Origin of the sequence: Parapedobacter deserti, from assembly GCF_042646065.1 — a bacterium.
Lineage (GTDB): Bacteria > Bacteroidota > Bacteroidia > Sphingobacteriales > Sphingobacteriaceae > Parapedobacter > Parapedobacter deserti.
The window spans coordinates 25,816-39,679 of sequence record NZ_JBHRTA010000061.1; the positions used below are offsets into that span (position 1 = coordinate 25,816).

Consider the following 13,864-nt stretch of genomic DNA (forward strand, 5'->3'; position numbering starts at 1 on the left):
AATGAGCGCTAAAGGACCGATTGCCGCGAGCAATGTAAGTTTATCCGGTACGCTGCGCTTACAGGATGAAGGACCGCTGATAGGATAAATGAATGAACACCTATAAATCAGCGGTTGAAGCCAAAAACGGCGGTCCGTTTGCTGCCTCCAATCGGCCCGTTTGTCCGGGTGTTGCTTTCCAGTGGATCGATAAGTTCGAATTTCTGAAAAGATTGTTGTCGCATATACCCCCATATATTGTCGTGTACTACCAGCGCTGTTTCGAGCATTCGATATTACCTTTGCTGTATTATACACGAACATGGAGTGACATCAAAAAACAGATGAACATGGAAAAGCTGCAATTTAAGACAACGATCAATGCCCCTACAGCTAAGGTGTATGAGACGATGATCGGCGAAACGACATTCAAACAGTGGACAGCGGTTTTCAACCCGTCTTCCGACTTTGAAAGCGACGCCGTCGGCGGAGGCTGGGAGAAGGGTTCAAAGATTCTATTTGTCGGAACCGGCGAAAACGGTAAACGCGAGGGAATGGTTGGATATATTCGGGAGAATACCCCCAATGAATATGTCTCTATCGAATACGTCGGTGTCGTAGATGGCGATATCGAAATCACCGAAGGGCCGGTAGCCGAAGAATGGCGGGGATTCGAGAACTATACGTTTACTGCCGATGGCGAGATGACCACGGTAACGGTGGACACTGATGTGAACGACCAAATGGTCGACTACTTCCGTGAAACCTATCCGAAAGCGCTTAAGAGCCTGAAGGAGCTCTGCGAAGGGTAACAAGTGAGGAATGTCACCCAATCTTCAGGTTTTCAAAATTTCCTTGCACCGATAGCCAAACCCCGTTACTTTTGCTAACAGTGTTAGGTAGTAGTTAGATGAGTATCGTTGCTGAAAGAAGAATACGGGAAAAAGAGGCCATGCGGGCCAACATCCTCACCACGGCGTGGCAGATTGTGAAGGATGAAGGGTGGCAGTCACTGTCCATCCGCAAGATTGCCGATGCGATACAATACAGTGTACCCGTTATCTACGACTATTTTGAAAATAAGGAAGCAATTTTACTCGAATTTGGCAAACAGGGATTTGAACTGGTTATCAAGAAACTGACGGCAGCGAAAGCGAGCACTAACGATCCTTCAGAACAACTCAAAGCAATGGCGGATGCGTATTGGGCTTTCGCTTTCAAGAATAAGGAGTATTACCAACTGATGTGGGGAATGAGCGCGCCCAGCTGCGAGATGGACAAGTGCATGCCCGAACGCTCGGTGTTCAGGGATTTGGTGATGGCGCCCATCATTGAAATCATAGAGACGACAAATCACGACGATGCTGAGGGCAGCGCATGCCTCAAGTACCATACCTTCTGGTCCATACTTCACGGATTGATCTCCATTAAAATGGTGGCACCGCCGGACGATACAGAACAATTGAACAAACTGGTGCTCGATGACGCCATTACTGGATTCATCAAAAATTTGAAGGGCTAATTTTTTTTGCCTGATTACCTAACGGTGTTAGGAAAGATAATAGCGATAGGAATATAGTACGCTTTTTTTACATCATCAATCACATAATAACAAGATCATGAACAATACCTCTTCAACGCACGTGAACGATAAGCTTTTCCCGTTTCCACAGCTGCTTGCATGGCTATTTATCTTGGCCGTTGCCCAAGCATGCAGCACATCTTCGGGAACTGAGCAGGCTGTCGAAGCGCCTCAGCGCCTACCGGTAATCACGCTGCATACCCAGCATGCTACCACCTACGACGAATATCCGGCAACTGTGGAGGGCAGCCGGGATATCGAGATACGTCCCCAAGTGGACGGTCAGCTCGAACATATCTATGTAGATGAGGGGGCCTACGTCGTGCAAGGGCAGCCGCTTTTCCGGATCAACGCTCGAGTATACACCGAGCAGCTCAACAACGCGAAAGCAAGCTTGGCTGCGGCAGAAGCGAACCTTGCAAATGCACGCATCGATGTGGGCAAACTTACCCCATTGGTAAAAAACCAGGTACTCTCGGATGTGCAGCTGAATGCCGCGTTGGCCGCCGAGCGGGCCGCTGAAGCCAATGTCCAGCAGGCCAGGGCTGTGGTGGAGAGTGCCCAGATAAACCTGAGCTATACTGTGATATCAGCTCCGGTATCCGGCTACATTGGGCGCATTCCCTTAAAAATGGGGAGCCTGGTCGGCACCGCTATGCCCCAACCGCTCACTGTGCTTTCGGAAATCCGGAATGTGTTTGCCTATTTCTCCTTAAGCGAAAATGACTTTATCCGGTTCAAAAGCCGGGTGCCAGGCAATACGATTGATCACAAAATCAGCAACTTGCCGCCGGTGGAGCTGGTGCTATCAGACGGGAGCACTTATTCCCACAAAGGGCAAGTGGAGGTTGTGTCCGGGCAGTTTGACAACCGCACGGGTACCATTACCTTCCGGGCGGTATTTCCCAATGAAGACGGCCTTTTGCGCTCTGGCAATACCGGAAAGGTCCGTATTCCGAATGAGTCTCCCTCGGTCATCCTCGTGCCCCAAGAAGCGACCTTCGAGCTGCAGGATAAGGTCTTCGTGTTTGCACTTGCTGATAGCAACCGCGTGGAAACCCGCCCAATACACATATCGGGCAGAAGCGGTACGAATTACCTCGTGGAAAACGGTGTGAAGGTGGGCGATCGTATCGTCTATGCTGGATTGGACCGCTTACAAGATGGCACTTCCATCATTCCGGAGCCAATGGCTCCCGACAGCTTGATTGCCCGAGCGGCAAGGTAGCGGACAATAGTTATTCTTAGTTAAAACAACCCTATTCAATGTTACAAAAGTTTATTGAACGGCCGGTACTATCGACCGTCATATCCATCTTACTGATTATTCTCGGCGCCATTTCGGCGCTTACGCTGCCCATTTCCCAATTCCCCGACATCGCCCCGCCCACTGTCGTGGTGACGGCATCCTACCCCGGAGCCAATGCCGAAGCGGTGGCCCGCTCGGTCGCCACCCCCATCGAAGAGGCGGTAAACGGGGTGGAAAACATGACATACATGACCTCCAACTCCAGCAACGACGGGAGCATGACCCTGACCGTGTTTTTTAAACAGGGAACTGATCCGGACATCGCGGCTGTAAACGTACAAAACCGGGTCTCCAAAGCCAGCAACAAAATGCCGCAGGAGGTGATCCAAGCAGGTATATCCACGCAGAAGCAGCAAAACAGCTTTTTGATGTTTGTAGCGTTGACAAGCAAAGACAGCTTATATGATGAGGCGTTCATCCAGAATTACTTGAAGATCAACGTCATTCCTCAGATGCAGCGGATACCGGGCGTGGCGGAGGTGCAGCCCTTCGGTGGCCGCGAATATGCCATGCGCATATGGCTGAAGCCGGACCGGTTGGTGGCCTACCGTCTGTCGCCACAAGATGTGATGCGGGCCATAGCCGACCAGAACGTGGAGGCATCACCGGGCAGGCTTGGACAAAGCAGTCCCGAAATGTTTGAGTATGTGCTTAAGTACAAGGGCAAACTCAGCCAAAACGAAGATTACGAAAATATCATTATCCAGGCTACAAACGACGGGCAGGTTGTCCGTCTGAAAGATGTTGCCCGAGTGTCGTTCGGCTCTTTTTCCTATGCGGCCAATAGCCGGCTAAACGGTGGGGCCACCTCCGGCATTGCCCTGCTGCAAACCGCGGGTTCAAATGCCAACGAAATTCTCATCGAAGCGAAGAGACAGATTGACCTGCTCTCGGAGACACTGCCCAAAGGCATTGAGCCGATTGTCATGTTCAACGCAAAGGACTTTCTGGACGAATCCATCAGTCAGGTAAACCATACGCTCATCGAGGCTTTTATCCTGGTCTTTCTGGTGGTGTTCATCTTCCTGCAAGACTTCCGTTCTACGCTCATTCCGGCCATAGCGGTGCCCGTAGCTATCATCGGCACGTTTTTCTTCATGCAGCTTTTCGGATTCAGCATCAACCTGCTCACATTGTTTGCCCTGGTATTGGCCATCGGCATCGTGGTTGACGACGCCATCGTGGTGGTGGAGGCCGTTCATTCGAAAATGGAGCGCACTGGCTTGCCACCGAGAGTGGCTACACAGGAGTCGATGAAAGAGATATCTGGCGCTATCGTCTCCATCACATTGGTCATGGTTGCCGTATTTGTGCCGGTCACCTTTATGCAAGGACCGGCCGGCGTGTTTTATACCCAATTTGCTTTTACGCTGGCCGTGGCCATCCTCATCTCGGCCGTAAACGCGCTCACCCTTAGCCCGGCCCTGTGCGCCTTGTTCCTGAAAGGTACACACGCAGACGGCCATGCTGGCGGACCTCGCGGAGGGCTGATGAAGCGCTTTTTCACGGCGTTCAACGTGGCTTTTACGGCTATCACTACGAAGTACCTAAAGTCTTTACAGCTATTGATGCGCCACAAATGGGTAGCAGTATCGGGCTTGGCGCTGGTGACTGCCGCAACGGCGCTGATGATTCAGCGGACACCCACGGGATTTATTCCTACAGAGGACCAAGGCTTTGTGCTCTATGCGGTAAATACCCCTCCTGGCAGCTCACTGGCCCGCACAGAGCGGGCGATGAAGCAGATCGAGGAAATCGTAGCCAACGAGCCTTTCACCCTCAACCATTATCAGGTAGACGGCCTCAACTTTATTTCAAACGCCAATGCGGCGCCGTATGGCGCGGGCTTCATCCGCACGAAGCCGAAAGACCAGCGCGGACCCATCAAAGACTATGAAGCGATCGCAGCGAGCCTCACGGAAAAGGTGGCGGCCGAGGTAAAGGGTGCGGAAGCGGTATTTTTCACCTTTCCGACCGTATCGGGATTCGGCAATGTAGACGGCTTCGAATTTATGCTGCAGGACCGCGGCAACGGATCGCTGGAAAAGCTTGACGCTACCGCAAAGGAGTTTATTGCCGCATTGACCGCGCGGGATGAAATCGCCTTTGCCTTTACCACATTTACGGCCAACAATCCGCAGTACGAGCTGGTAGTCGACGATGAAAAGGCCAAGCAGCTGGGCGTCAATGTAAGTGATCTGCTGCAAACAGTGCAGATCTATTTCGGAAGCAGCTTCGTCTCTGACTTCAACCGTTTCGGAAAATTCTACCGCGTGATAGCGCAAGCGGATATACCCTACCGTGCCAGCGCATCTTCTCTCAATGAAGTTTACGTGAAAAATGCGGACGGCGGCATGGTTGCCGCCAATACGATGGTGACGCTGAACCGCGTGTATGGCCCTGAAACCGTAACACGCAACAACCTGTATAATGCGGTGACCATCAATGGCAAGCCCAATGCAGGATACAGCACCGGTGACGCCATTTTGGCCATTGAAGAGACGGCCAGAGAGGTGCTGCCGCGAAGCTTTGCCTACGAATGGACCGGCATGACGCGCGAAGAAAAGAATGCGGGTTCACAGCTGACAGTTATCTTCATCATGAGCCTGGTATTTGTATTCTTCCTACTGGCAGCACAGTACGAAAGCTACATCCTGCCGCTGGCGGTGGTCACGACCATACCTCTTGGAATATTCGGCGTCATGCTATTTATCAACTTGATGGGCATTGAAAACAACATCTATGTACAGGTGTCGATGATCATGCTGATCGGTTTGCTCGCTAAAAATGCTATCCTCATCGTGGAATTTGCCTTACAGCGGAGACGGGCGGGCATGGGACTCATCGAATCGGCATTGGAGGCCTCACGCCTGCGGCTCCGCCCCATATTGATGACTTCCTTTGCATTTATTGTAGGAATGATACCGTTGCTTCGCGCGACTGGCGGATCTGCATTGGGCAACCATTCCATCGGCGCAGGAGCCGTGGGCGGGATGCTCACGGGGGTGTTGCTGGGCATATTCATCATCCCGATTCTCTTCGTGATTTTCCAATACCTGCAAGAGCGGGTCTCTGCCAAGCGGCAAAACCGGCCGGCCATACAGCCCGCCGCACTTGTGTTGGCGGTGTCGGCACTGGCCTACTCGTGCAGCGCCGGCAAGGAGACCGTCCGGATGGATGGCGCGATACCGGATGCATTCCGGACAGTAGCCACCCCGACAGCCGCGGCCTCAGCCGCTGCACCGTCAGCCGCCGCGACGGCAGCCGACTCGGGCAGTATAGCGCAACTGGAATGGAGACAGTTTTTTACTGACACAGCCCTGCAGGAGATCGTCGACAGTGTACTGGCCCGCAACTACGATATGCAGGTAGCCCTCAACACGATTACGCTGAACGAGGCATACCTCAAGCAGGCCAGGGCAGCTTGGCTGCCGACGGTGCAGGCCGACCTCTCGGCTAATACGTCGCGGCCGTCGGAAAACAGCCTGAACGGATTGAGCCTCAGCAATTTTATCGGTACGAACCACATCGAGGACTTTACAGCGGCTCTGGGGGTGAGCTGGGAGATTGATATCTGGGGCAAAATACGGCAACAAAAGCAGGCCTCTTTAGCGGCCTACCTCCAAAGCATGGCGGCAGTAAAGTCGCTGCAGACCCGTCTCATCGCAGCCTCGGCGTCCGCCTATTACACCTTGCTGATGCTGCACGAACAGCTCGACATCACCCACCGCAACGTTGCGTTGAATGACAGCACACTCCGTGTCATCCAACTCCAATATGCCGCTGGCCAAGCGACCATCCTGGCCGTTCAGCAGGCCGAAGTACAGCTGGAGCGAACGAAGGCATGGGTACCCAGGCTCGAGCAGGCCCTACTCATCCAGGAAAACGCCCTCAGCATCCTGATGGCGAGCGAACCGCAGGATATCAAGGTAGCTGCTCAGTTGCACAGCTTTGCAGTACCCGAACAGTTTGACATCGGCATACCGGCAGCCATGGTAAGCCGCCGGCCGGACGTCAAAGAAAGCGAGTATGCGCTCGAGATGGCCAACGCACAGGTGGGGATAGCGCAGGCCAGCCGTTATCCGGCGTTGCGCATCACCGCGGCGGGCGGGCTGAATACGTTTCAGGCGAGCAACTGGTTTGTTATGCCAGCCTCGCTGTTCGGCACCTTGGCAGGAAATGTGATGCAGCCTGTCTTTAACAGCCGCAGGCTGAAGACGCAATATGAGGCGGCCAAGATTCAGCGAGAGAATGCCGTGATCCGTTTCAGGCAGACCGTCATGAACGCGGTGGGCGAGGTATCCGATGCCCTGGCGCAGATCGACAAACTACGGGCGCAGATCGAAATGACCCAGTCGCAGAAAGACAGGCTCGAAAAGGCCATTCCCAACGCGCAGCTGCTTTTCACCAGCGGAATGGCTTCCTACCTGGAGGTGATCACAGCCCAGCGCAATGCGCTGCAAAGCGAGCTGGAGCTCGCCGATCTCAAACGCCAGCAGATCGAAGCCTACGTGTTGCTGTACCGGAGCTTGGGCGGCGGGGTAAATTGATGAACGCTGGGATGTCTATGAAATTGACCGGCCGACTGATAAACCGTATCTTTGCCCCATGAGACTCTTTTCAGCAATCTTATTCGTTGCCTGCTTCGTGCAGTTTGCGTGCGGGCAGGAAGCACCCGCCGTCTCAAAAACTGAATTTACGGCGACCGCCCTTAAGCAGCCGCTATTCGCACTCGGCGGGCAACAGACAACCGCCAAATCGGTACTAGAAGGCAACAAGCGCAAGACGGTACTGCTTTACATCTGGGCCACGTGGTGCCCCGATTGCATTGACGGCTTTCCCGCCCTTTACGCATTCCAGCAGGCGAACCCCGATGTACATACCGTCTATTTTTCCCTCGACCGCGAGGAGCAACAATGGAGGGAGGGCGTCGAGAAATTTAAACTCGAAGGAGAACATTATTGGTTTAAGACCGGCTGGAAAAACGATTTCACCACCGCCATTGATTTGAACTGGATTCCGCGCTATCTCATCATCAGCCCGGATGGCAAAATAGCCCGATATTACTCGGTGAAGGCGGACGATCCGGCGCTGCAGCAAGCCGTAGATGCCTTGCGATGATGGGGCTGGTGGCAAACAAAAATCCCCGGAACAATAGCTCGTCCCGGGGATAGTTAGTTTTAACGGCGATGCTGTTTACTCCACCGCCCTGAATACCCAAAAAAAGGCTGGATCCCAAGCACCGGAGCCGGGAGGGGCGTAGCTCAACACCATGCGGTCATCATCGAGCACGAGGATGTCGTACTCGTAAACCGGCGCATTCCCCTCATCGGGCGACTTGCCGCACAGTACGGTCACCCCACGTGTAGTGAGTTTTCCCTTCGCCCAAATGGTGCCATCATCCTGAGTGGTGGTCCGGGCCATATTGAACGAAAAGAATCCGGCTTCTTCCTGTCCGTCGGCTTTTACCTTAGTAAGCATGGCGCCCCGCAGTGAGAAAACCATTTTGGCGCCGGGTCCCTCACCCGGGGCCTGACCGTTGATGTCTCCGATCGGCACCATCCACCATTCGGGCTTGGTACTGGCCAGGTAACCGCCATTGCCCCAAACGGCGGGTTGGGTGTCATCCCATATCCACTCCCTTTCGGTACCGCCGGTGAGATAGCCCCACTCCAGCGGAACCTCAAAGCTGAGCTCATCTACCCGAACGGTCAGCGTCTTGGTGATTTTTGTGCCGTCAGGGTTCAGGCCGGTAAAGATAATTTCATTCTCCCCAGTGGTTACCAGCAGCACGGTGTCCGTTTTGCGTGCCGTGGTACCCACGCCGAAATCCCAAGAGGACAGCACCGGGCTCTTGTTGTCCAATACGATTTTGTTGGAATTCTGGCCATCCACCACCACAGGGGTGGCCGTGATGTTCAGTTGATCGGCAGTGATTCCTCCGCCCATTGCCATGCGTTCTTCGATGGGTTCGCAGCCGGAATATACCAGCGCCAGCATCATGACCCACAAACTATATATCCTATACGTTTTCATTGTCTTTAGCTTTAATGTTTACCATCCCGGAAATTCGGCGGCTGGTGTGCCCCAACCCGGATTCTGTGTCAACACCCCGTCTGACAGGTCAATTTCATTTTGCGGTATAGGCCAAAATCCGCCTGTTGCTTCATACCGGGCGCGGTAGCCGCCCCCGAAAGCCCGCATCTGGGTGTCAGCTCCCTTGTTTCTGATCGGTACGCCTTCCTGCGTGGCCAATGCGGCGGCAGCGTCATGCCAGCGCATCAGGTCGAACCAGCGCTGCCCTTCGAAAGCCAGCTCCCAACGGCGTTCGCGCTTCAGGGCGTCCAGCGAGTAAGCCACCTCAGGCAGGCTCACCCGGCGGCGCACCTGGTTAAGTCTTGTGGCATCTTCAGTAAGCTCCGCATGCATCAACAGTACATCGGCAAAACGGATCAGCACGAGATCCTGCGTATGGGCACGCTGGAAGTCGTTGATTGATCCGTCGCGCACTACAGCGTAAGACGGCACCAGGTTGCCGTTGTCGTCATAGGCAGTAACGGGCATGTATTTTTTCTGCCAAAATCCGGTTTCTTCAACCATGTTGTCTGCCCCCCACACGTAGTTTTCCAAGTCGTTTGGGGCATCGATAATGGATGCTGCGCGGCGGAGGTCGTTGGGTTCAGCCTGCCGCCATTGGCTCCACAGGTTGCTGTTTACCGGTCCAGCACCCCATCCCTGGCCGAAAGGGAACGTGCCTGCTTGCCCATTGGGCGAGCGCATGCCAAAATGGAGCACATATTGGTTTGAATAACCTAGCGTGTAATCTTGGCCCCAGTCGGAAAAATTACCAAACTTAACCGCAAACACGGTTTCCCTGTTGCCATCGCCTTCCCACCCCATATTAGGAAAGTCGTAGTCGTAGTCCTTGGTAGTGAGCGGGTTCGTATAGGGCCAGAGGTTCCTGAAGTCGCTCACCAAGCCGTGGCCGCTGTTGTTGATACAGTCATTCAGCCAAGCAATGACCTCCTGTTTGCTGACCTCGCCGCCATCGTTGGCCACCGGGAGTGCAGTCTGGTTGTAATAGCCGGTATAGAAGAGAAACACCCTTGCAGCCAGCGCCTGGGCGGCCCATTTGGTGGCGTGCCCCGCAACCACATTACTGTAGGCCACACTGGGCATCAGCGATATGGCTTGCTTCAGGTCGTACCCAATCTGCGCATACAGCTCAGCCGCTGGTGCCTTGGGCAGGTTCTCCGGTTCCGTCCGGATGGTCAGCGGCACCTCACCAAACATCTGCGCGAGTTCGAAGAAGAACAGCGCCCGGAGGAAATGAGCTTCGCCCAGCAGCTGGTTACGCTGCGATTCGCTCGCCCAACTGGTTACATTATCCAACGTTTCGATGGCGGTGTTGGCCCGGAATATCCCTTGGTAGCGCGCCCGCCAGAAAGGTTGGAAGCGGTTGGGCTGCGTATTCATCAGGTGATCCAGTCCCTGCATATCCCGGTCCTGGTCGCCCCCACCGCCGAAGCGGTCGTCCGATGCCAGTTCTGCCATATAGAAGTGGGTGTGCACCGCATCGGATATGGCGGTACTCATGGTTGAGTAGATGCCGGTGATCATCTGCTCGGCATCTGCCGCGGTGCGGGGGAAATTGCCGGTATTCTTTTTATCATAGCTTTCCGTATCCAGAAAGCGCTCGCAGCCGGTCATCGTACAGGCGAGCATCGTGATATATAGTATTCTTTTCATGTCTCAATCGTTAAAATGTAAGATTCAAACCGACCAGGAAATTGCGCGGACTCGGATAAAAACCGACGTCTATGCCAGACACCCATGCACGATCGTCTCCGTACCCGATCTCAGGGTCCATGCCCGAGTACCCGGTAAACGTATACAAGTTTTGCGCGGCGACATACACCCGGGCCTGTCCGAAGGGCATTTTCGGAAATGCCGACTTCAGGTTGTACCCGAAAGTAACATTCTGTATCCTGATGAAATCAGCCTCCTCGATATAGATGTCGGAGATATATTGCGCATTGGGATGACCGCCGGCCGTAATCCTCGGATAGCGGTTGGACGTGCCCTCGCCATGCCAGCGCTGGAAGACTTCCGTGGTGTAGTTCTGCAGCGGGCTGTCGGCGAATGATCGGTAAGATTTGGCAATCTGATGGCCGAAGGAACCGTAGGCCGTGACATTCAGGTCGAAGCCCTTATAACCAAAGTTGAGGTTCATACCGGCGGTGAAGTCGGGGTGCGGGTTTCCGATCATGGTTTTGTCGGCTTCTGTGATGGCGCCGTCGCCATTGGTGTCGACGAAGATCAGGTCACCGGGCTGTACATCGTCAATTATTCCCAAACCACGTGCGCGGTAGTCTGCAATCTGCTCGGCGTTCTGGAAGACACCAGCTGTCTGGTACCCAAAAAAGTAGCCGACCGGATAGCCCACCTGTGCCCGGTACATGGCGGTGGTTCCCTGGCTGAGCACGCTCGGCTCGCCATGAATGATGCCTTCGGCGTTGGCAATACGCGTCACAGTGTTTTTGTTGTATGCACCGTTGAGGCTGATGCCGTAGGTAAAGTCGCCCTGCGTGTCGCTCCAGTTCAGGCCAAGCTCTACCCCCTTGTTTTCGATGTCACCACCATTGATGAATGGTGGGTTTGTGCCATAGCTTGCCAATACTGGCGCTTCCACGAGCCAGTCCTTGGTGGTCTTGCGGTACCAGTCAAAAACGACCCCGAGCCTATCCCGCATAAGCCGCGCGTCGAACCCGATGTTCAGCTGCTCAGACGTCTCCCAGGAAACATCCGGGTTGGCCAGGATGTCGGGATAAGCCCCGCGGATGAGCGACCCCTTATTATTGCCGAAATAGTAGCCGTTTTGTGTGTCGATGGCAATGGTGGCCAGGTATTGGAAATTGTTGATGAACGAGTTTCCGTTTTGTCCCCAGCTTCCGCGGATCTTGAAAAAGTTCAGCCAGGAAGCAGCGGGTTGCATGAATGACTCGTTCGTCATTACCCAACCTGCCGAAAACGACGGAAAATATCCCCACCGATTGCCACGGGCGAAGTTGGCCGATCCGTCAGCCCGCATAATCACCGATGCCAGGTAGGTTTCCTTGTAGTTGTAAAGGACACGGCCAAAGAACGACGCTATGGCGTCTTCTGGCCAGTGCGTGCCGCCGACAGCACGCACAGCCCCTGTGCCGTTGCTAATCCATGCATTGCGCCACGAGCCCGGAAAAGACGACTCCGTGTTGGTGACACTGAGGTCCTCACCGATGCCGATTTTTTCCATCGACTGGCCCAGGAGGGCATCGAAGTGGTGGCCGTCGCCCACTTCGCGCTGATAAGCGACCGTGTTTTCCCAAAGCCACCGGTAGCCCTGGCTCTGGTTCTGGTGTATTTCATCGGGCGATCGCCTGGCGAACGAGGAGAGATCAAAGGCCGGCACATACGAGCGAAAAGACGAAGCATTCAGGCGGTAGCCGAAGTTGCTCCGGAAGCGGAGGTCTTTGATCGGCTGCAGCTCCAAAAATGCATTGGCCATGATCGAATGGTTCTTGCTGATGTTCTGGCCACGCTCATACTCCATCAACGCTATCGGGTTGGCTGCGGCGCCATCCAGTCCCCAGCGGTCTGCCTGCTTGCTCGCCTGGTCGTAGTAATTGCCTTCACTGTTGTGCATCGGTAGCAGCGGATTGGCTTTCAGCATGTTGTTGATATCGTTCCAATAGATGTTGCCGATACCGACGCCGGCCCGCGTATTGTAGGCATAGGTAACGTTCTCTCCGAATTTAAGCACATCAAAGTCGTCGTTTTTCCAGATGACATGCTCGGAGTTCAGGCGTACGGTGTGTCGATTGAATTGCGGCTCCACTGGTCTCCCGAAAATCCCCTCCTGTCTATTGTTAGAGTAGCCGAAGGCAAAGGTGGAACGTTCGTTGCCCCCGCTGAGGTTGACGGCATGGTTTTGGGTTGGAGCATTGCCATTATAGCCTTCTTTCAGCCAGTTTGTGCCATTCCAGGTGCCGTTCACGATCTGCTCGTACTGCACGGGGATTTCATTAGCCCAGTTGTAGGGCTGTAGCCCATCGTTGAACCGCCGCTCGTCCTGAATGGCCATGTACTCCTGCGCATTGAGCAGGGAGGGAATCTTGTATGCATTTTGCCAACCGTAGTAGGCGTCGTAGTTGAGCGTCATCCGGCCGCTTCTGCCCCGTCTGGTGGTCACCAACACCACGCCGTTCGCTGCACGGGCTCCGTAGATCGCGGCTGACGCGGCGTCTTTTAAAATGTCGATAGATTCAATGTCTGTCGGGTTCAGCGAGTTGATGTCGCCGCCGACGGCGCCATCAATGACATACAGCGGCTGCGACTGGCCGATAGTACCAATGCCCCGGATGTTCACGTTGAATCCTTCCCCCGGCATGCCCGAGCTCTGGGTGATCTGCACACCAGGCGATTGGCTTTGCATGGCGTTCAAGGCGCTTCCGGTGCTCAGTCTCTGGAGGTCTTCCCCTTTCACCTGCACCGTGGCGCCCGTGGTCAGCCGCTTTTTTTGCGTACCGTAACCGACGACCACCAATTCATCGAGGGTATTTAGTGCAGGCTCCAGCGTTACGGCTATCGATTGCCGCCCACTCAAAGCAATTTCCTGCGGTACGTATCCTATTGATGAAAACACCAAAATGGCATTTGCTGAAGATACCGTTAAACGGAAATTGCCGTCGGCATCGGTCGTTGTCGATCTATCCGTACCTTTTTCGGTAATGGTAACACCGACCAGCGGCACACCGGAATCGTCGGCTACCGTCCCGCTGACAGCTTGCTGAAGCGCGTGGAGCTCTCCCGCCGACGTAAGCGGGGGAATTCCATGAGCAGCTACGGGGCCGGGAAGCACCGTAGCATTCAAGGCCAGGCATCCCACGGTGAGGTGCAGCAGCCTTCGCCTGTACTGTGTGTAAATTATTGATCGCATGATTTCATTGTTTATA

8 protein-coding genes are annotated in these 13,864 nt (G+C 54.3%); 5 read left to right on the top strand and 3 right to left on the bottom strand.

All coding sequences use genetic code 11. The features are described from left to right. The first annotated feature begins 92 nt into the window (after positions 1-92). The 5 genes from ACFOET_RS19490 (at position 93) to ACFOET_RS19510 (ending at position 7,991) form a co-directional block, all read left to right on the top strand. Positions 93-791: an SRPBCC family protein gene (locus tag ACFOET_RS19490; protein WP_379025831.1), complete on the top strand. Its 699-nt coding sequence runs from the start codon at positions 93-95 to the stop codon at positions 789-791. A gap of 98 nt (positions 792-889) precedes the next feature. Then, complete coding sequence (locus tag ACFOET_RS19495; protein ID WP_379025832.1) at positions 890-1,501, top strand: TetR/AcrR family transcriptional regulator; 612 nt, start codon at positions 890-892, stop codon at positions 1,499-1,501. A 97-nt stretch (positions 1,502-1,598) separates the two neighbouring features. Next, positions 1,599-2,789, top strand: coding sequence for an efflux RND transporter periplasmic adaptor subunit (locus tag ACFOET_RS19500; protein ID WP_379025834.1), 1,191 nt, complete (start codon positions 1,599-1,601; stop codon positions 2,787-2,789). A gap of 38 nt (positions 2,790-2,827) precedes the next feature. Next, on the top strand, positions 2,828-7,420 hold the full coding sequence (locus ACFOET_RS19505) for an efflux RND transporter permease subunit (protein ID WP_379025836.1): 4,593 nt from the start codon (positions 2,828-2,830) through the stop codon (positions 7,418-7,420). A gap of 58 nt (positions 7,421-7,478) precedes the next feature. Continuing rightward, positions 7,479-7,991: a TlpA family protein disulfide reductase gene (locus ACFOET_RS19510; RefSeq protein ID WP_379025838.1), complete on the top strand. Its 513-nt coding sequence runs from the start codon at positions 7,479-7,481 to the stop codon at positions 7,989-7,991. Positions 7,992-8,066: 75 nt separating this feature from the next. On the opposite strand, the gene ACFOET_RS19515 is transcribed toward ACFOET_RS19510, so the two are convergent. Genes ACFOET_RS19515 through ACFOET_RS19525 form a run of 3 tightly spaced genes read right to left on the bottom strand, consistent with a single transcriptional unit; the run spans position 8,067 to position 13,848 of the window. Further along, the gene (locus ACFOET_RS19515) at positions 8,067-8,906 is read right to left on the bottom strand and encodes a hypothetical protein (RefSeq protein ID WP_379025840.1); all 840 of its coding nucleotides are present in this window, start codon (positions 8,904-8,906) and stop codon (positions 8,067-8,069) included. A gap of 18 nt (positions 8,907-8,924) precedes the next feature. Then, on the bottom strand, positions 8,925-10,619 hold the full coding sequence (locus ACFOET_RS19520; RefSeq protein ID WP_379025842.1) for a RagB/SusD family nutrient uptake outer membrane protein: 1,695 nt from the start codon (positions 10,617-10,619) through the stop codon (positions 8,925-8,927). A 10-nt stretch (positions 10,620-10,629) separates the two neighbouring features. Then, entirely contained in the window at positions 10,630-13,848 is a 3,219-nt protein-coding gene (locus ACFOET_RS19525; protein WP_379025844.1) for a SusC/RagA family TonB-linked outer membrane protein, read from the bottom strand. Positions 13,849-13,864 lie beyond the last annotated feature (16 nt).